The sequence below is a fragment of the Longispora albida DSM 44784 genome, from assembly GCF_000379825.1.
GTDB classification, from domain to species: domain Bacteria; phylum Actinomycetota; class Actinomycetes; order Mycobacteriales; family Micromonosporaceae; genus Longispora; species Longispora albida.
Map to the genome: position 1 here is coordinate 37,572 of NZ_KB903817.1, position 18,196 is coordinate 55,767.

At 69.1% G+C, this 18,196-nt stretch carries 19 protein-coding genes and 1 tRNA gene; 13 read left to right on the plus strand and 7 right to left on the minus strand.

Translation table 11 applies throughout. The annotated features are described in order from the left end of the window. The first annotated feature begins 13 nt into the window (after positions 1 to 13). The 4 genes from A3G1_RS0110255 to A3G1_RS40460 all read left to right on the plus strand — a co-directional run bounded on the left by A3G1_RS0110255 (position 14) and on the right by A3G1_RS40460 (position 3,641). Positions 14 to 436: an SMI1/KNR4 family protein gene (locus A3G1_RS0110255; RefSeq protein WP_018349386.1), complete on the plus strand. Its 423-nt coding sequence runs from the start codon at positions 14 to 16 to the stop codon at positions 434 to 436. A gap of 560 nt (positions 437 to 996) precedes the next feature. After that, a complete protein-coding gene (locus A3G1_RS38375; protein WP_018349387.1) occupies positions 997 to 2,109 on the plus strand; it encodes a helix-turn-helix domain-containing protein in 1,113 nt (370 codons plus the stop codon). Further along, positions 2,081 to 2,980 carry a PfkB family carbohydrate kinase gene (locus tag A3G1_RS0110265; protein ID WP_026211997.1) on the plus strand — a complete coding sequence of 300 codons (900 nt, stop codon included), beginning with the start codon at positions 2,081 to 2,083 and terminating at the stop codon, positions 2,978 to 2,980. The genes A3G1_RS38375 and A3G1_RS0110265 overlap by 29 nt, the downstream gene beginning before the upstream one ends. A gap of 569 nt (positions 2,981 to 3,549) precedes the next feature. Further along, positions 3,550 to 3,641: transfer RNA gene (locus A3G1_RS40460), tRNA-Met, on the plus strand. Here the strand turns inward: A3G1_RS40460 and A3G1_RS0110270 are convergent. The 3 genes from A3G1_RS0110270 to A3G1_RS0110280 form a co-directional block, all read right to left on the minus strand. Then, the gene (locus A3G1_RS0110270) at positions 3,639 to 3,818 is read right to left on the minus strand and encodes a hypothetical protein (RefSeq protein WP_018349389.1); all 180 of its coding nucleotides are present in this window, start codon (positions 3,816 to 3,818) and stop codon (positions 3,639 to 3,641) included. The two genes, A3G1_RS40460 and A3G1_RS0110270, sit on opposite strands and share 3 nt — an antisense overlap. Before the next feature lie 148 nt (positions 3,819 to 3,966). Further along, entirely contained in the window at positions 3,967 to 4,686 is a 720-nt protein-coding gene (locus A3G1_RS34150) for a MerR family transcriptional regulator (RefSeq protein ID WP_040478063.1), read from the minus strand. Positions 4,687 to 4,716: 30 nt separating this feature from the next. Further along, positions 4,717 to 6,141 carry a serine hydrolase domain-containing protein gene (locus tag A3G1_RS0110280; protein ID WP_157641040.1) on the minus strand — a complete coding sequence of 475 codons (1,425 nt, stop codon included), beginning with the start codon at positions 6,139 to 6,141 and terminating at the stop codon, positions 4,717 to 4,719. A 445-nt stretch (positions 6,142 to 6,586) separates the two neighbouring features. On the opposite strand from A3G1_RS0110280, the gene A3G1_RS0110285 reads away from it, so the two are divergent. After that, positions 6,587 to 7,321, plus strand: coding sequence for a hypothetical protein (locus A3G1_RS0110285; RefSeq protein WP_018349392.1), 735 nt, complete (start codon positions 6,587 to 6,589; stop codon positions 7,319 to 7,321). Between the two features lie 201 nt (positions 7,322 to 7,522). Here the strand turns inward: A3G1_RS0110285 and A3G1_RS0110290 are convergent, their stop codons facing one another. Further along, on the minus strand, positions 7,523 to 8,704 hold the full coding sequence (locus tag A3G1_RS0110290; protein WP_157641041.1) for a serine hydrolase domain-containing protein: 1,182 nt from the start codon (positions 8,702 to 8,704) through the stop codon (positions 7,523 to 7,525). Between the two features lie 220 nt (positions 8,705 to 8,924). On the opposite strand from A3G1_RS0110290, the gene A3G1_RS34155 reads away from it, so the two are divergent. From A3G1_RS34155 to A3G1_RS0110305, 3 genes are all read left to right on the plus strand, one after another. Beyond that, complete coding sequence (locus A3G1_RS34155; RefSeq protein WP_083936848.1) at positions 8,925 to 10,154, plus strand: serine/threonine-protein kinase; 1,230 nt, start codon at positions 8,925 to 8,927, stop codon at positions 10,152 to 10,154. Positions 10,155 to 10,346: 192 nt separating this feature from the next. After that, positions 10,347 to 10,583 carry a hypothetical protein gene (locus tag A3G1_RS0110300; protein ID WP_018349394.1) on the plus strand — a complete coding sequence of 79 codons (237 nt, stop codon included), beginning with the start codon at positions 10,347 to 10,349 and terminating at the stop codon, positions 10,581 to 10,583. A gap of 249 nt (positions 10,584 to 10,832) precedes the next feature. Continuing rightward, entirely contained in the window at positions 10,833 to 11,210 is a 378-nt protein-coding gene (locus A3G1_RS0110305; RefSeq protein ID WP_018349395.1) for a VOC family protein, read from the plus strand. Positions 11,211 to 11,413: 203 nt separating this feature from the next. On the opposite strand, the gene A3G1_RS0110310 is transcribed toward A3G1_RS0110305, so the two are convergent. Together A3G1_RS0110310 and A3G1_RS0110315 are read right to left on the minus strand one after the other, a co-directional pair. Then, positions 11,414 to 11,833 (minus strand): hypothetical protein, encoded by a 420-nt coding sequence (locus A3G1_RS0110310; protein ID WP_018349396.1) that lies wholly within the window; start codon positions 11,831 to 11,833, stop codon positions 11,414 to 11,416. Between the two features lie 92 nt (positions 11,834 to 11,925). Next, positions 11,926 to 13,188 carry an MFS transporter gene (locus A3G1_RS0110315; protein WP_018349397.1) on the minus strand — a complete coding sequence of 421 codons (1,263 nt, stop codon included), beginning with the start codon at positions 13,186 to 13,188 and terminating at the stop codon, positions 11,926 to 11,928. 85 nt (positions 13,189 to 13,273) lie between these two features. On the opposite strand from A3G1_RS0110315, the gene A3G1_RS0110320 reads away from it, so the two are divergent. From A3G1_RS0110320 to A3G1_RS0110330, 3 genes are all read left to right on the plus strand, one after another. Then, complete coding sequence (locus tag A3G1_RS0110320) at positions 13,274 to 14,140, plus strand: ArsR/SmtB family transcription factor (protein WP_018349398.1); 867 nt, start codon at positions 13,274 to 13,276, stop codon at positions 14,138 to 14,140. Between the two features lie 143 nt (positions 14,141 to 14,283). Continuing rightward, on the plus strand, positions 14,284 to 14,823 hold the full coding sequence (locus A3G1_RS40465; protein WP_018349399.1) for an RNA polymerase sigma factor: 540 nt from the start codon (positions 14,284 to 14,286) through the stop codon (positions 14,821 to 14,823). Further along, the gene (locus tag A3G1_RS0110330) at positions 14,820 to 15,761 is read left to right on the plus strand and encodes a CU044_5270 family protein (protein WP_018349400.1); all 942 of its coding nucleotides are present in this window, start codon (positions 14,820 to 14,822) and stop codon (positions 15,759 to 15,761) included. Before A3G1_RS40465 ends, A3G1_RS0110330 begins: the two co-directional genes overlap by 4 nt. A 71-nt stretch (positions 15,762 to 15,832) precedes the next feature. Here A3G1_RS0110330 and A3G1_RS38380 read toward each other — a convergent pair whose 3' ends face one another. Further along, the gene (locus A3G1_RS38380) at positions 15,833 to 16,345 is read right to left on the minus strand and encodes a hypothetical protein (protein WP_018349401.1); all 513 of its coding nucleotides are present in this window, start codon (positions 16,343 to 16,345) and stop codon (positions 15,833 to 15,835) included. Positions 16,346 to 16,681: 336 nt separating this feature from the next. Here A3G1_RS38380 and A3G1_RS38385 point away from each other — a divergent pair, with 336 nt between their 5' ends. Further along, on the plus strand, positions 16,682 to 17,197 hold the full coding sequence (locus A3G1_RS38385; protein ID WP_157641042.1) for a sigma-70 family RNA polymerase sigma factor: 516 nt from the start codon (positions 16,682 to 16,684) through the stop codon (positions 17,195 to 17,197). After that, positions 17,194 to 18,192 (plus strand): hypothetical protein, encoded by a 999-nt coding sequence (locus A3G1_RS0110345; protein WP_026211999.1) that lies wholly within the window; start codon positions 17,194 to 17,196, stop codon positions 18,190 to 18,192. Before A3G1_RS38385 ends, A3G1_RS0110345 begins: the two co-directional genes overlap by 4 nt. The last annotated feature ends 4 nt before the right edge of the window (positions 18,193 to 18,196 follow it).

Below are 18,196 nucleotides of genomic sequence, written 5' to 3' on the forward strand. Positions count from 1 at the left end.
GTGGCGAGAACTAGTGGAGAGCCTGAGCTCGGACGCGTCGTTCGGTGAGCCGGCCACCGAAGCTGAGTTGGCTGCTATTGCGGACCGGCTCGGTCAGCAGGTTCCCGAGGAGCTTTCGGCCCTTCTGGGGGAGGTAGGGACGGTCCAGGACGCGTACGGCACTGACATCGTGTGGCCCGCAGACAGAATTGCGGAAGAAAACAGCGAATTTCGGTCCGATGTCAGCTATGGCGAGCTCTACATGCCATTTGACTCGCTGATGTTCTTCGGTGAAGCCGGGGATGGAAGCCGGTTCGCATACGTCCGGCAGCCCGTCCGGCCCGATGTATTTGTCTGGGATCATGAAACGGATGGCCGCTGGTGGATCGCCAGCGGGATGCGGGATTTCCTGTCACGCTACTTCGCGGCCGAGGCGCCAGACTGGTACCAGCGATAGCCAAACCGAAATCGGGCGCTAGAGCCGAGAAACTGGCCGCGCCTCCCGCAATATGGGAGGCGCGGCCAGGTCGCACTTCTAGCATAAATGCGGGTAAAGATGGGCAGTAATATCTCCGGGCTAGCCACATCCGCATCTTCCACAGAGTCCTCGGCGCGTAGCAGTGCAGCCGCCGTTCCAGGTTCGCACGCCTGTGGCCAGGGTGACAGGCAGTGCTCGCTCGCGGGACACGCCGAGGTGCAACTCAGCCCTTCGGCGGATGCTTGGGCCGATCTGAGAGCATGCCTTGAGTGCCCAGGGTCAACTGTCTGGGCATGTCCACGGTGCGCGGCTCATGACGGTGCCATCGTGGGATTGGTATAGAGCTGGTAGCGGGCTTCCCATGTCGAGGGAAGGAATCCTCCGGCGGCCGGGGCACCTCAACGGCACGGCATCTGGGTCTCTTACTTCATCAAACCTCCCTGGCTCCGGATGCTGGGTCCTTGCGGAATCGCTTCTTCGAGCGCATCTGTGCCGAACGGACTTGCGTGCATTCAGGTTGCAAGCCGTACGATCGTCCGATGCGGACGAAGGCTGAGCGGCAAGCGCTCCGCCGTGACCTGGTGGCCGGTGGGCATACTGTTGCTGAGATCGCGCGGGTGTTTGAGGCCCGGGGCAGGGTTCGCTGCCGGTTGGCGGCGCGGTGGGCGACAGGGATGACTCTGCAGGAGGTCGCCGACGCGTGGAACCGTTTGGAGGCAACGGGCCGTGCTCCGATGACGCCGCAGCGGGTTAGCGACTATGAACGCTGGCCGGAGGGCGGTCGGCGCCCGACTGCCCATGCGTTGCGGATGCTGTCGCGGATATGTGGGATCGGGGTCGACCGCCTGATCGACTCCGCGGATCTGGCGGCCTGTGATGACCGGCAGATGCTGGAGATGGTCGAGCTAGGAGCGTCCTCCGGCGTTGCCGCGCTTCCCGGGGTCCGCGCTGATCCGGGTGAGTTTGAGGAGTTCGTGGGGCCGGAGATCGCAAGGTACGGTGCGGCTTTGGTGTACCCGACGTTCCGGCTTACCGACGAGGTGCGCACAGCTGTCGCGGGCCTGAACGAGCAGCTGCTGTACGAGAAGGAGCAGTCGCCTTTCACCAGGATGCACCGGATTGATGTGCCGGTGGCTGCGGCGGTCAACGACATGAGGGCGCTGGTCTACGCGGTGGATCTTTTCCAGGTACACCTGCGGGTTTCCTGGACGTTGCAGACGGACACGGATGCGGTGCGCGATCCGGCGCGGAGCATCATCTCGTTCGGCTTGAGCAGTAACGATTGCACTCACATGTACCTGGAGACTGCCGACTCCCCGCTGTTTGCCATCGTTCCTGACGGGCTGGGCAGCGAGTTCCTGAGGCTCGCCGATGGTTCGGAGTATCGCTCGACCGCGGGTGAGCAGTTTGGGATCGTGGTGCGGGCCCGGCCGTTCCCGGATATGCCGGACCGGGTGTGGTTCCTGGTCTCTGGTCTCGGCCCGCTCGGTACGCCGGGTGCGGCGTGGTATCTGGCTATGAACTGGTGTGAGCTGCACCGGCGGGCAGGGGCTGCTGATTTCGCAGCTGTGGTCAAGGTACGGCGGTACTCGGAGAAGAGCGCTCAGCTCCAGCATCTTTACGTTGCTGGACGACCAAGGAGAGCATCGTGACGCAGGGGCTTTCGTCGGGCTGGCTACCGTGGATCTGGGCTACCTGGTGGCCGGATATCCGATCGAGGACACGAAGGCTACCGCTCTGGACCAGTTCACGGCGGCGGGCGGGCCGGCGACCAACGCGGCGGTGACGTTCGGGTTCCTCGGTGGCCAGGCGTGCCTGGCGACGTCGATGGGGCGGCATTGGCTGACCCGGGTGGTGCGCGAGGATCTGGAGCAGCACGGTGTGGCGGTCACGGACCTGACGCCAGACACTGAGGGTGCCCCGCCGGCGTCGTCGATCATCGTGGCGGAGGCAACCGCGAGCCGGACCATCGTGTCGCTGGACGCCACCCGGACCCACGCACCCGCCCCGGCAGACCCGCGAGCATTGCTCGGCGGTGCCAGGATCGTTCTGGTCGACGGTCACCTGACCGAGCCCTGTGCCGCCCTCGCCGAGACTGCCCGCGCGGCCGGGGTACCGGTCGTGTTCGACGGAGGACGGTGGCGTGCCAGCCACAAAGACCTGCTGGGTCACGTGAGCGTGGCGATCTGCTCGAACCGGTTCGATCCGCCGGACGCTGGCGGTGACGTGCACGCCTACCTGCACGACCTCGGAGTGCAGCATGTGGCGATCACCAGCGGTGAAGCACCGATCCGCTGGTCCTCGGCCTCCGGAGACACCGGCGTGATCAAGCCGCCTGTCATCCGGGCTGCTGACACTCTCGGGGCTGGGGACATCTTCCACGGCGCGTTCAGCTACTACTTCGCCGCCGGGTATCCCTTTCCGCGAGCCTTGGAAGCTGCTTCGATCGTGGCGGCGTCATCGTGCGAATCGTTCGGCACCCGGTCATGGATGGTGGCGGGGCGCGAAAAGTATGCCGCCTAGTATTCGACCGGCCCCAGTACAAGGTCAGCATTCCGCCGCGTGGTCTCGATAATCATCGCGTTCGGCAGATCCGTCCTCGTGATCTTCGCGTCCGCGTCCTGGACGCTCCGCCCGGTGGACAGGTGCCGGTCTCGCAGCCTCTACCACGTTGACCTGCGTAAACACGGTTTCTCCCTGCGGGAGCGTGCCCGTTTTGCGGGCCGTGGTGCTCCTAGGGTGCTCCTCCGTTGTGCAGCTGTTAGTCCGGTGGGGCTGAGCATGGTGCTGCTGGCGGCTGGTTGGTCCACGTTTCTGGGGCGTATGTGCGGCGGCTGGCTCGGAATGCGGGAGGGCTGGCTGGACTTTCCGAAGCCGCTGCGGGTTGTATCCCGGCTGGCGTTGGGGCCGGGATGCGTCACCTGGCGGTCGTGGCCTGTGATGCTGGCGGGGTTCGTGGCCCGGCGTGATGGTTTGCGCGTGCTGGATCGCGGGTGGGTCCTCGATGGCACGGTTGGTCTAGCACCTGTTAGGAAACTTGTTGGGCTCTCCTGCCCCGTAGCTTGGGTGAAGTCACGAGTCGCCAGATCGAAGGCGTTAGCCGCTAGAGGCAGGGCTTTTAGCGATAAAACCAGGTACTGGGCTCATAACCCAGAGGGCACAGGTTCAAATCCTGTCCCCGCTACTGAAGTAAGTGCAGGTCAGGACCTAGATTCCATTGATTGGAATCTAGGTGGGTGGTGGCTTCGATCGCGGTGAGCACCGTGCCGAGGAAGTTGGTGGCCTCGTCCGGGGCCCGCTCGTTGAGCAGGCTCATGGCCGCGGTCAGGTTCGGCAGCACGGTGTCGGCGATGTCGGCCACGTCCGCAGGGTGGCCTTGTCCTGGTCGGAAAGGGTGACGGACATTGTTGCTCCTTCAGTCGATGAGGACGCGTTGTTCGCTGTTGCATCCACTATCAGCAGCTGACCTGTCACCGCCCTGCTAGCGTCCTGACACGGTCCTCTGACGGCTAGTCCCGCATGAGTTGGGCGAGGCGGTCCCAGGCCGGGGAGGTGGCTTCGGGTTGGGATTGTGCGGCCAGCTGGGCGATGGTCGGGTTGTGGACGGGGCGGGTCTCGGTGTGGCTGTGGTGGCTGGTGAACCAGTCGCGGGTCCGTTTCGCCAGGGCGGGGAGGCGGGCGTCGTCGGGCGGCCAGTCGTAGGCGGCGTCGTGTTCGAGGTAGAGGGCGCGGAAGGCGGGGTCGGTGATGAGTTCGCGTTTCTCGGCGATCCATACCGCGGCGTCGGCGGGTGAGGCGGTCTGCATGAGGATCCAGCCGTCGCGTTCGAGGCGGATCTGGCGTTCGCTGACGCCGAGGTCGCGCAGGGCGTCGAGGTAGGTGGCGACGTCCGGGGAGACGAACAGTTGGTCGCCGCCGCGCAGCTGGGCGAGCTGTAGGCGGGTTCGCCGCAGCCGCGCGATGCGGTCCTTGAGGTCGTGGTCGATGTCGGCGATGGCCGCAGTGAGCGTGTCGGGGTCGGCGTCGAGGAGTTCCCTGACCCGGGCGAGGGGCACGCCCGCGTCGGCCAGGGTGCGGATCTTGACGAGGTCGATGGCGTGTCGGGCGGTGTAGCGCCGGTAGCCGGAGGAGTCGCGGTCGGGCTCGGTGAGCAGGCCGCGCTCGTGGTAGTGGCGGACGGCCTTGATGGTCACCCCGGCGTAGTCCGCGAGCTTGCCAATGGTGATCATGCCGGCCATCCTTCCACCTGGTCGGGCCAGTCAGGCGCGTCGGGTGAGCCGGCCGCCGCCGTTGCGGAACCGCGCCTGCCCGTCGCGGACGTCGTGGTAGGAGACGAGCAGCAGCCGCAGGTACCCGTCGAAAGCTTCCAGGGGGTAGCCGGCGGGTGCGAACAGGCCGGGTCGGATCGGCACGAGGCGCTGCGGCGGGCCGGAGGTCGTGCCGCCGCAGAACGCGGTGAAGATCTGCTCCTGGGTGTCGTCGGCGGGCTCGTAGGTGACGCGCTCCTCGAGCTGGCCGTCGACGATGGTGACGTCGACGCGCAGCTGGTTGGAGCGGTAGACGCCCACGTAGGGGGTGAGGTCGACGTCCTGCTCGAGTTCGGTGACGAGGGTGGGGATCTGGACGCCGAGGTGCTCGCTCAGGAGCCACTGCAGTAGCTGGTCCTGGAGGAGGATCGCGCCGGGGCTGTTGCCGAAGGCGGTGAAGACCAAGTCGTGTTCGGGTACGACGCACAGCAGGGAAACGCCGCCCGGTGAGGCGCCCGACATGGCCAGGACGGTGGTGTCGCCGAACGGATAGAGCACCCAGCCCAGGCCGATCGGCGGGACGTTGGGGCTGTGCATGTCGAAGGAGACCTGCTGCATCAGGGCGGTCGACGCCGCGGACAGGACGCGGGTTCCGGCCGGGGAGACGCCGCCGGTGAGGTGGGTGCGTCCGAAGGCGAGCAGATCGCCGATGGTACCGATCGGTGTGCCGCCGGCCGGCCCCCAGGTGTCGGGCAGGGTGAACATGCCGGTGGGGGTGGCCGCCATGGTCTCCGGGTCGGGGAAGTGGCCGATCGCGGTGCTGCGCAGGATGGCCTGCTCGGCTGAGGTACTGGAGTCGGTCATGCCGACGGGCGCGTAGATGTCGCGGGCTAGCAGGTCGCCGAACGGCAGGCCGGTCACCACTTCCAGCAGCCGGCCGGCGATGATCATGCCGCCGTTGGAGTAGCTGAGCTGCTCGCCGGGTTCGAACAAGGTGCCGCAGCCGCTCGGCAGGCCGTCGACGTAGGTCTTGAGGGCCTCGCGGCCGGCCGCGTCGGGGAAGTACAGGTCGGCGTCGATGCCGTTGGTGTGCGCGATCAGGTGCCGGACCAGGATCTTCCCGGCCGCGCCCGGCACGGACAGGGCGAACTCGGGCAGGTAGCGCACGACCGGCGCGTCGAGGTCCAGCACGCCCCGGTCGACCTGCTGCAGGACGAGGGTGGTGGTCATGACCTTGGTGACCGAGCCGAACAGGAATCCGGTGTCCTCGCGCATCGGCGCGCCGGTGGCGACGTTAGCGACGCCGTGGGCGACGACGACCTGCTCGCCGGCGTGGTAGACACCGGCGGCGAAGCCGGGAACGTGGTTGGACTCGCAGTAGGCGGAGGCCTGCTCGCGGAGGTGGGCTTCGACGGTGTGCAGTGCGCTGTTTGTCATGTGGACCATCGTCGAACCCTGCCCCAGGGGCAAGGTCAAGTCCCGTCTTCGGCTGGGGTGCGTTGTGCTCAAGGCCTCGGCATCATGCTCACCCAGACCTGAATGTCCACACCCGACTCAGCACTCCTCATCAACGACTTCTGGACCACCCTCTACCAGGCCATCGACTGACACCCAGCCCCAGGCGACTGGCTCGCCCGCTCGTCGAGGAGGCGCAGGGTTCGCTTCGCCTCGGCGAGGAAGGACCGACCGGCCGGGGTGGCTCTCGCACGCCGGGCCGCTGGTGTTCACAACGCCCAGCTCGACCATGCGCTGAAAAGGGCGCGGGCTCACGGGCTCACAGCGGCCAGGATGCCGGATCGGGCTGGGGCGCTGAACTCGCGGGCACAGCCTCAGCAAAGGCTTGGAGGTACTGGCCTGGCTGCTTGAGGCGTAGCGTGCGTTCATGTTCACTGTGGAGGAACGTGACGCTGTCCGTGCCCGCCTCGTCGAGCTGGCCCAGGCCGACTCGGAGGTGGCCGGAGCGGCGTTCACTGGCTCGTATGCCGGAAACGGCGGCGACCGCTGGTCTGACATCGATCTCGTACTCGGCGTCGGAGAAGGCCTCGAAGCGGTGATCGGCCGGTGGACGGCGACGCTGGCCAGCGAGTTCGGTGCGGTACACCACTGGGATATGCCAGCCGGGCCTTCCGTGTACCGGATGTTCCTGCTGGCCAGTGGCCTGGAAGTTGATCTGGGGTTCGCGCCGCGTGCTTCGTTCGGGCCGCGTGGGCCGGCCTGGCGGCAGGTGTTCGGGGAAGCCGCCCAGCTTGAGGCGGCCCGGGTCCCCGGGCTGGACGAGATCGCGGGGATGGCCTGGCATCACACGTTCCGTGCCTGGCACGCCATCGAACGTGGCCAGCCCTGGCAGGCCCTGCACTGGCTCGGCGAGACCCGGGGGCAGGTCTTCGCGCTGATCGCACGCAGGCTGGGTGTCCTGGGTGGGTTCACCGTCCGGCCCGACTCGCTCCCGGTCGAGGTGACAGCGCCCCTGGTGGCATCGGTCAGTCAGTCGCTCGCGCCTGGGGAACTGCACCGGGCCCTGAGGGTAGTGATCGGTGTACTGATCACCGAGCTGCACCTCGCCTCCCCGGACCTCGCGTCCCGCCTGGCCCCGCTCCTGCAAACAGCCACCGGGTAGAAGTACCGCCCGGATCGCGGGGCGTTTGCTTATCGAGATCCGTAAACCGCGCACGGCCCGGGGTCGAGCCCCACCCGACCTACCGGGCTTGACCTGCACAAACGCGTTGTTTGCCGCGCGGGGAGTGTGCCCGTTTCGCGGGCCTGTGGTGCTTCTCCGGTGGGGCAGACGGCGCGCGTGCGAGGGTCCCGCTGGGTACGGTCAGCGTCCGGTGCAGATGGCGTTGTCGATCAGCTTGTCCAGCGCCTGGTACATCGGTCCAGCGTTCCAGGTGCTCGGCAGGAAGCCGGTTGTGGTCAGGCTGGCCGTCACGCTGCGGGTGCCGTCGGAGGTCACGGCGAACTGGCTGGTGTAGCCGTGTACGCCGCCGTCATGGGTCCAGTACTCGATGCCGCAGCTGGCTTTGATCCGGCCGATGCCGAGCCCGTACCCGGCGTCTTCGCTGACCGGGTACACATTGCGCATCTCGGCGAGCTGGGCCGGGCGGAGCAGCGTGCCGTCCTGCAGGGCGGCAGCGAAGCGGTTGAGGTCGTCGGTGGTGCTGATCAGCGCTCCGGCCGCGCCGCCCCAGGTGGTGTTCATCAGGGTCACGTTGAGGACGGACCCGTCCGGGCGGTGGTCGTAGCCCTGCGCGTGCACGCCTGGGATGGCCGGGTTCCTGCCCGGGGCGGTGGTGCCCCGCAGCCCGAGCGGCTGGACCAGCCGCGCGCTGACCTCACGGTCCCAGGTGTTGCCGGTGACCTGCTGGATGATCATGCCTGCGAGTACGTAGTTGGTGTTGGAGTAGGCCCAGCCGGCACCGGGCTCCGACGTCGGAGGGTGCTTCATCGCCAGCGCGACCATCTGCTCCGGCCTGTAGGTGTCGAAGCGGTGCAGGTAGTAGTCCTCAACGGTGAACACCGGTACGTCCTCGAAGCTGAACGACGGTATGCCGCTGGTGTGCTGGAGGAGCTGGCGGATGGTGACCTTCTGGCCGTCGTTGCCGTTGCCTGTCACCACCCCGGGCAGCCAGCGTCCGACCTTGTCGTCCAGCGACAGCCGGCCTTCGCCAGCCAGTTGCAGGACCACGGTGGCCACGAAGGTCTTGGTGATGCTTCCGGGACGGAACCGGCCGTCCAGCGGCACCGGGCGCCGCGTCCTGACATCGGCGACACCCGCGCCAGCCTTGACCGTGCGCCCGTGGTCCAGCACGGCGGCCTGCGCACCGATCACTCCTGTGTCCACGATCGCGTTCACGTCCCGCTGGAGCAGCTTCTGGGTGACGGAGCCGGGCACCGGGTTCGCGCCCGCCGCAGGCCCGGTCGCAAGCACCCCGCCGGCTACCGCGACCGCTGCCACTGCGGCGGCCAGGGGGCGGTGGATGGTCATTGTCAGCCTTCGCATCTCAGTCACTCCGATCCCCGGGGCGGCCGGTCACCGGTCCGCCATCCTGTGTGGAGGATGCGCCGTGGACGCTGACAGTGGCCTGAGGTCCGCTCAGCTACCCCACAGAGTCCCCAAAGGACTACCGGGCCATTAAACGGTCCTCACCCGCCGCCCGGTGCCGCAAGCGTCTGCCGGGCCGGCGCGTTTGAGGGCGCCTCCAGCGGGTATCGCCAGGGGCATGACCGCTGCGCGAGATTCCCTCCACGGCAGGCTGGGGCAAGGCCGGGTGCTCCGGGGCAGGTACCAGCTCACCAGGCTGCTCGGACAAGGGGCCACAGCCTCGGTCTGGCAGGGCAGGGACCTGGAGTGTGGCCGGACGGTGGCCGTCAAGATCCTGCACCGGGCGGGCGTACCAGATCCGGCCGGTCGCCTCCGGTTCGACCGGGAGGCGCAGATGCTCCGGACACTGTGTCACCCCGGGATCGTCACCGGCTACGACGCTGGTACGGACGGGCCGGACGCCTTCCAGGTCCTGGAGTTCGTCGACGGTTCCAGTCTTGCCCGGGTACTGGCGGCCGGGCCGATGCCGGTGGACACCGTCGTGGACCTCGCAGGTCAGATCGCCGCTGCGCTGGCCGTGGTGCACGAAGCCGGGATCGTGCACCGTGACGTGAAGCCCCAGAACCTGCTGCTGACCGGCGACGGTACCGTCAAGCTCTGCGACTTCGGCATCGCGAGCATGGCCGCGAACTCCAGGCGACCGGGGCTGACGGCCTTCGGCCAGGTGGTCGGCAGTGTGAAGTACATGTCTCCTGAGCAGGCGTTCGGCTTACCGCTCAACGGCAGGTCCGACCTTTACGCGCTCGGCTGCGTCCTCTATGCCATGCTGGCCGGCGCCCCGCCGTTCACCGGTGGTGAGGACCACGACATCCTGCGCCAGCACGTCGCAGACGAACCATTTCCCGTCGCCGGGTACCGGCCGGACATCCCGGTACGGCTCGCCGAGCTCGTCACGCGGTTGCTTGCCAAGAAGCCGCAGCACAGGCCGCGCGACGCCCGGCAGGTACACGCTGAACTCGCCAGCATCCGTGCTGCCCTGGCTGGGCAGGCTCCAGCACCCGTGGCCGCGTGTACGACAACGCGCGTCGAACGAGTGGCGGTTCTCCGCTTCCCGGCCTTCCGGGTGGCGTGTGCGGCCGCCGCCGCAGCTGTGGCGCTCGGATTCCTCGCGGGCATGGGTGTTGCCGCTCTGGACACGACAGACGCCAGGATTTCCGCGACCGGAGCCGAGGTAGCCCGTCCCGACGTCCCTGCGGAGGGCGCACCGCAGCCAGCGCCGGTGGCGACTGTCCCGCCCGAGGGCCAGCAGGAGGGCGTCGGCAGGAAGAGCCCGGTACAAGGAAAAAAGGCCAGTGGCAAGGATGGGAAAGGCGGCAGCGGTCACGCCGGCCGGCGCGGTGGCAAATGACGACAGCGCTGGTCAGGGTGTGCCAGCGAGGCTGCCGGTGGCGTTCGGGTGAGGTACGGGTAGGTATGTCTGAACGGCGGAAACGGCTGCCGGGTTCTGCGTAGCGTGAACTGCGGCAGGGTCAGGCCCGGCGATCATCACTCGCTGGAGAGTTGCTGGCTTTGCCGTATCGCCATCGCGAGGAGGAACGTCATGGCACGCCAGACCGACCCGCAGCAGGAACGCCAGCCGGGCCAGCCGCAGCGTGAGGAACCAGGCCGTACCGGGAAGCAGCCCGGCCAGCCGTCCCGCCAGGAACAGAACCCGTCCCAGCCGTCCAGGCCCGGTGACCCGCAGCGCAAGAAGCCGGGCACCGAGCGCCAGCAGCCCGGTGAACCGCCGAACATGCGCAACGCCGAGCAGCCCCAGCGTGACCAGCGGCAGATCTGAGAGTTCGTGCGGGTTCCGCCTGGCCGGGTGACGAGTGACCCTCCGGGCAGTGGACCGCACACAACGGGGTACCGCTTCGCAGGTCACGACCTGTCGCGGTACCCCGTTCCTGCGGGATACCGGGGTCGCGGTACTCCGCTACGGGCACTCCGTGCCGGGTTGCGCGCGCATCTGGGCTCTGGCCAGCGTGCCGAGGTCGCTGCCTGGTTTCGCCGTCCTGTATGCCGGTTTGGTCCTAGGGTGTTGGGCATGCGGATCAAAATGTGCTCGATTCATGTCACCGACCCGGCTGCGGCGTACCGGTTCTACACCGAGGTGCTCGGCTTCACGGATCTGTTCGTGATGCCCGAGGGCAACCTCTACGTGGTGTGCTCGCCGGAGGATCCTGACGGTGTCGGGCTGCTGCTCGAACCGAGTGACAACCCGATCGGGGAGAACTACCGGCGTGCCTGTTACGAGGAGGGGCACCCGGCGATCGTGTTCGGCGCCAAGGACGTGGCTGCTGAGTACGAGCGGCTGACCCGGGCCGGGGTGCGGTTCACGCAGAACGTGGTCGAGGACCCGGGTGGCACGACGGCCGTGTTCGACGACACGTGCGGCAACCTGATCCAGCTGCACCAGGACTGACCTGAGCCAGAGCGGACCCGGCCCGATCATCCACAAGGGATGATGACGCTGGCCGGGTCGACTTTTCCCGGAAGCTGAACCTGGCCTCCCGCCGGCAGCTGCGGGACCTGCCAGCGATCCGCTGAAGCGGCAGGCGAGCCAGCCGGCCCGCCTGCCTGTTCGGCCTGTTACCTCAGGCTGATCGCGGGATCAGCCCGGCGTGGTCACTGACCTGTCTGGTCACCGATCCGCAGCATGGACTCGATCACGTCGGTGAGCAGCGGTGGCACGTCCTGGGCGCCATCCGTCACGGTCACGGTCTTGGCCGTGCCGTCAGCGTAGGTCACCGTGACCTCGTAGGTGAACAGGTCGCAGCACGGGTTCAGCGGCTGGTAGGCCGGGGCGAGGGCCCGGAATCCGGGACTCGCCGCCCGGTTCAGCACGCCGGGAGCCTCCGGGTGGATCCAGGGCAGGACCACGATGGTCCGGTCGACCCCGGCGAAGCCGCCGGTCTGGTGCAGTGTGGCCTGGCTGGCCGGTGCCGGCGGTGCCGCCGGGGCTGGGCTGGCCGCGGCCGTCCCGGTCAGGCCGAGCAGCGCGGCGGCGACCAGAGTCACCAGGGCTCGTGCGATCCGGGTGGGCATCTCGATCTCCCTTTCGTTCGGTGTGCATTGTGGACACCGTCGGGATACCCGCTGGGCATCGGGACGAAACACCGCCCTTCCGGCAAGTCTAGTTAACTATTGTCAGATCGGGGCAGGACCGGCGCCGCATCTGCGCCGCGCCGTCCGGCAGTGAGCGCGAGGAACACGGGCAGCACCGCGAACAGCTCGCCGGCCGCGCCGATCCACAGCGCCGGGCGGACGCCGAGCCACTGGCCGAGCAGCCCGCCGATCACCGCCCCGGCCGGCATCGCGCCCCACACCACGAACCGGACGGTCGCCGTCATCCGGCCCAGCAGCTCCGGCGGGCACAGCCGCTGCCGGTAACTCACCGAGCTGATCCTGAACGTCATGAACACCACCCAGCCCAGCCCGTGCAGCACGAACGCCACGGCCAGCCGCCAGTCCGCCTGGAACATCGGTACCGCGAGCAGCCACAGCACGGCGCTCACGGCCACCGGTACCGACAGCGCCAGGCGCTCGCCGATCCGGGCCACGATCCGCCTGGTCAGCAGCGCGCCGATCAGCCCGCCGGCCGCCTCGGCGGTGAAGACGAGCCCGCACAGGACCGGCGGCAGCCTGAGCTCGCCGGCCAGCAGTACCAGCAGCAGCGAGAAGCCGATCGTCCCGAACAGGTTCGACAGCGCGGCCGTCAGCGTGATCCCCCGGAGCTGCCGGTGCCCGAAGACGAACCGCAGACCCGCTCCGATCTCGGCTCGCAGGCTGCCGCCGGGCTCCCGGGTACCCGGCTGGCCGGGCGTCCTGATCCTCGCGAGCAGCGCCGCCGACCCGAGGTAGCTGAGCGCGTCGACCAGCACGGCGAAGGGCGCGGTGAGCGCGCTGATCAGCAGGCCGCCGATGCCCGGCCCGCCGACCTGTGCGATGGTCCGGGTCACCTCCAGCTTCACGTTGCCGTCGGTGAGCTGCTCGGCGGGGACGAGCCGGGGAAGGTAGCCGCCGTACGCGACGTCGAAGAACACCGTGCAGACCGACATGCCGAAGGCCACCGCGTACAGCTGCGGGAGGCTCAGGACGCCGAAGGCCGCGGCTGCCGGTACCGAGCCGAGCAGCACGGCCCGGCCCAGGTCCCCGGCGAGCATGATCCGGCGGGGCCGGTACCGGTCGGCCCAGGCGCCAGCTGGCAGGCCGAGCAGCAGGAAAGCCAGGTACTCGCAGGCCACGAGCAGCCCGGCCTGCGCCGGTGTCGCGTGCAGCACACTGATCGCGACCAGCGGCAACGCGACCAGCGTGACCGCTGTCCCTGCCTGGCTGACGGTGTCGGCCGCCCACAGCTGGCGGAAGTCGCGATGGCGGTACAGGCTCGTCTGGCTCCTCATGGTCGCAAAGACCAGCACCTGGCATCCTGGGGGCGCCACTGTTTCCATCACGGTGGAAACGTCGGCGCGCAGCGGGGGAGCAGGGATGAGCGAGGTGCGGTTCGGTGCTGGCGACGTCGCCAGGGTCAGGTTCGCGATCTCGCCGAGGTGGGAGACCGTGGCCAGCCTGGGGGCGCTCGCGGAACCGGGGAGGCACCCCAGCCACGGCCCCTGGCTGCGCGAGGCCCGGGCACTGGCCGCAGACCCGGAGCTGCGCCGGCTGGTGGCGCCGGTACGGGCGCTGATCGGCCCCGGCATGGTCCTGCCGGACTTCCTCACCCCGCCGCCGTCCGAACCGCTCGCCGACCTGGACGCCGAGCTCGCCGGCCTGCCAGCGGAACTGTCCGCCGGGATCAGGGCCTGGTGGGCCGCCGCGATCGCGCCGCACTGGTCCCGGATCCGGGCCGTGCTGGAAGCCGACATCGCCTACCGGACCCGGCAGCTCGCCGAGGGTGGCCTGAGCCTCCTCTTCGACCGGCTGCACCCCACCGTCCGATGGGCCGGCGACCGGCTCGTCGCGCAGGACTGCGGCATCGGCGACCTGGACCTCGCCGGCCGGGGCCTTCCGCTGCTCCCCAGCGTGTTCGCACCCCAGGCCGTCCTGCTCAGCACCGAACCCGCCGCGCCACCCGTCGCCATCTACCCGGCCAGAGGCTCCGGTCTGCTGTGGACCAGCGGCCCCGTCGCACCCGGGCTCGCGAAGCTGCTCGGCCGCAGCCGCGCCGAGGTGCTCGCCCTCACCGTCACCCCGAGCAGCACCAGCCAGGTCGCCGAACGCGCAGGCCTGAGCCTGCCAGCCGCCTCCCAGCAGCTCACCGTCCTCCGCGAGGCCGGCCTGATCACCAGCCGCCGCTACCGCCGCGAGGTCCTGCACGCGACCACCGAACTCGGCGCGGCACTGCTCCACCCGTAGCTGCACTGACTCCGGGCACCACCGACACTAAAGAATCTTGGTCCCGCTGCGAACTTTCTGGCTGCGAACGGCCAATACAAGGTGTACCGGCTGCCGGGGCGCGGCCGGAAGTGTCACCTGATCAAGTTTGGAGTCAGCGTAGCGTGGTTGCTGAGCTGGTGTTTCCGGGTGAGGGGGACCCGGAGGATGTGAGCGATGTTGGGTCGCTGTACGCCAAGCATCACGAGTGGATATTCCGGTACGCGCACCGCAGGGTTGGGCCTCGCGGCGCGGCGGAAGCCTTGAGCCGCGTGTTCGAAAAGGTCGCGGTGAATCCGGACTACGACCCCGGGCGGGGTTCTGTGGAGGCGTGGCTGTACTGGAAGCTGCGGACCGTCCTGCGGCGGATGGGCAGGGAAGAGGCGCGGGACGCCAAAGCGGGGACCGCGGACCAGTGGCAGTTCGCTGCGGAGGCGGCGAGCCCGGACATAGCGGCCGAGTACGTGGAGCGAGCGGCGCTCAGGGAAGCGATCCTGCGCCTGCCCCACGACGAGAAGGAAGCACTACTGCTCGTCCACTGGGACGGCCGGTCCTATGAGGAGGCAGCGGCCATGCAGCGAGTGCCAGTCGGCACGGTCAAGACCCGGGTCCACCGAGCATGCAGGAAGATCGCGAAGCGTCTCGGACGACAGGAGGAGGCATGACTCCAGAAGAGATCAGGGCACTCGCCGGCGACATGCTGGAGATGAGAGAACCAGTGCCGGACGACCTGCGGGACCGCGTGATGCGGTCGGTGGACCGGGTGCGGGCACGCAGGCGCCGCCGCCCGCTGCTGCTGTCGGGCCTCGGCGGGCTGGCGGTGAGCGCGGCGGCCATCGTGGCGGTCGTGCTGGCCCAGCAGCCAGCCCGCCCAGGGCTGAACCCCGACGTCACCGACGTCCTCAACCGCGCGGCGAACGTCGCGGGCAGCGAGCCTGAGCTGGTACCGGGCGCGGGGCAGTTCGTGTTCACCGAGACCCGGGCGTGGTACCCGACCGCCACCAGCTCCGCGAACAGCGCCGACGGCGCGGTCGTCACGGTGTACTCGTGGCGGTCAGCCGACGGTACGCGCGACGGCCTCGTCCGCCAGCCGGACGGCCCGGGCGCGCGCGGCGACGAGGTGCTGCCGGGCTGCCGTGACGGGAAGATGGAGCCACGGGACAGGCAGGGGCACCCGCTCGGCACGCTCGTTGGGTGCGATCCGGATCCGGGATATGTGACGGGTCTGCCCTCGACAGCCGAGGCGATGGCGAAGCTGCTCTTCACCCGCGGCGGCGGCACGGCACGGGGCGCGTTCGAGCAGGTCGGCGTGATCCTCAAGGATCACTACCTGCCGCCGAAGTCGCGGGCACTGCTGTTCAAGGCCGCCGCGCTGATCCCCGGCGTGGAGGTGGCGTACGGGGTCAGCGACGCGGCGGGCCGGCCGGGCATCGCGATCGTGCTGGCGGAAGACGGCGTACGCCAGGAGCTCGTCTTCGATCCGGTCCGGTTCACGTTCTCCGGCTGGCAGATGCGCTCGGAGTCGGACGGGGTGAACGCCATGCTCCGCCGGTACGCGGTCATGAGGGTCGCGGTCACCGGCACGGCCGGGTCGCTGCCGTGACCGGCGGGTACCGGGCGGACGCCGTCACTGTCCCTGACGGCGTCCGCCCGGCCCTGGCCGTGGCTATCGGATCACGGGTAGTACTGGTTGGGGCTGTAGGCGGTCATGAGGTAGGTCCCGGCGGAGTTGTAGAAGTCCACGGCCGTCCACGCCACGCCGGATCCCGGGGCGTAGTGCGTGACCGTCGGGTAGCGGCCGAGGCTGTAGGTCCGGCTGGAGTACTTGTAGTAGTAGGTGTAGTTGACGGCGACGTAGACGTACGCGGTGCCGCCGTAGCCGATGTTGCTCCACGCGTTGACGTAGAGGTCGCCGTTGAGCTGGCGCTTGCTGCCCCAGTAGCTGATGCAGGTCCCCGCGCCGTAGGTGTTGGCGCAGCCGCCACCCGAAGCGGAGGGGAACTGCCCGGCCGGGTCGCGCTGGCCGAGCGGTGCGGCAGGTGCCGCGGGGTCGTACCAGGTGGCCGGCTGCGCGCCGGTTCCGTGTGCACCAGGGCCTGGCCCGGGCGAGGCCAGGGCCGGGGCTGGCGCGGTGAGTACTCCGATGGCCAGCGTGATGGCGGCGAGCAGGCGGGCGATTCGTGCCATGACACCTCCCGTGACGAGCGGGCTGGACGCGTCCAGCGATCCGTAGGCATAGATATATCCGAATGATGTGCCCCGGGTCTGGGGTCCTGCTCGTTTCTGACTCATCCAGGCCCGCGCGGCCGGCGCCCCGGTGCGCCGAACCAGGCCCAACCGGCCCTTGACGGAACTTTTACCCGAGATATTCATCCAATCTTGTTGTCGTTCACGGCTTATGTGATGAAAGCGGAGAACGACCGTCCAATGAGGAGGACGCCGCATCGTGACGCGTCAGGTGACACATTCCTCCCGCGCGACCGCGCAGGGGAGGGCGGGCCTGTGACCGGGGGTGCAGCGCTCATGAGTGACAGTGAGCTGCAAGTGTTCTATGTGGACAACCACCCGTGGACGGTGAGATACCTGTCCTTCGCCACCGGCGACCAGGAAACGGCGAGGGACCTGGCGCAGCGCGTGTGGATGAAGTTCCTCGCCTACTCCAGGCGCAGGCCGCTGACCAGCCCCCGCGCGGTACTGCGGATCATGGCCAGCGACGCGGTGGCCGAGTGGTGCCGGCGTCCCGTGAAGGACCGGGTCCTCCCTGCGGGTCTCGCCCCGGCGGGCCTGGCACCCGTACCAGGAGGCCAGGACGGGTCCGACGCGCGGTGGGATCTCCAGGCGGCACTCCTGACCCTGCCGCCGGACCTGCGTGAGGCGCTTCTCCTGCGGTACTACGCAGACCTTCCGCCCGGCGAGGTCGCCCGGATCCTGGACATCCCGCTTCCCACGCTCAAGAGCAGGCTCGCTGCGGCCCGTGCCGCTCTGCGGAAAGCGCCATCGCTGGCCGGCTACCAGGTCACCACCGGAGGTATACGGTGAGCATTCCCGAGGAACTCAAGCGCCTGGGCCAGCAACACCCGCCCGTCACGCCAGAGGAGACAGCCTCGTCCTTCGGCGAGCTGCTGAGGTCCTTCGATGCCCTCGCCGCCGACCCCGCCCAGCTCAGCGAGCTGGAGGATTCGGCGATGACCGTCCTCGCGCGACGGTCGTTCTTCGAGCTCGGGGCACGCCAGCTGGCGGCCGGGCACATCGCCGAGGCCCGCCAGTGGCTGCACGAGGCGGCCTTCCTGGGCTGTACGGCGGCACCACTGCTCCTGGATCAGCCGTTCCCGCCGCCGGAGCCCTGTGGCGGGATGACAGTGCCCGGCAGCGACCCGGGCCACGGCTGCCAGCAGGCGGCCACCGGCCCCGAACCGGATCCGCGCACCGATCCACCGGCACCCGCTCCAGACCCCGGCCCGGAAACGGTGCCCGGCGCTGACCAGCGGGCCGCGCGGGCCGCACGGGCCATGCTCGACGCGGCCAGGGAGGAAGCCATCGCCATCGTCGCCCAGGCCCGCCAGGACGCACGCGAACTCGCGGACGCCGCAGCCCGGGAAGCCGCCGAGGTCATCGTCAACGCGTACAGCACGGCCGAGCGGCGGCACTATCTGCCGCTGCGCTCGCAGTACCCGCCGGCTGCGGCCGGTGACGCAGCCAGCCAGCAGGCGGCTGCCGACGGGGAGGTGCAGCTCGTGCTGCTCAAGGCCGAGATGGTCGAGCCGCCGGACGTCAGCCGGAGCTGCCGTGAGCTGATCCGGCCCAGCCAGGTACACGAGGTGGCGGCCATCGCCGTCCTGTGCATCGGGTTCACCCAGGCACTTCCGCAGGCTCCGGCGCGACCGGCCGGGGAGCCGGCCGGCCCGGCGCGGATCAGGTCCCTGATGGACCAGGCGGCCGGGGCCAGCCGGACGTCCCCGCCCGCCGCGTACTCGATCCTCCAGGAACTTCTCCAGATCGCCGGGCCAGCGGCCCACCAGCGCGACACCACCTGAGCAG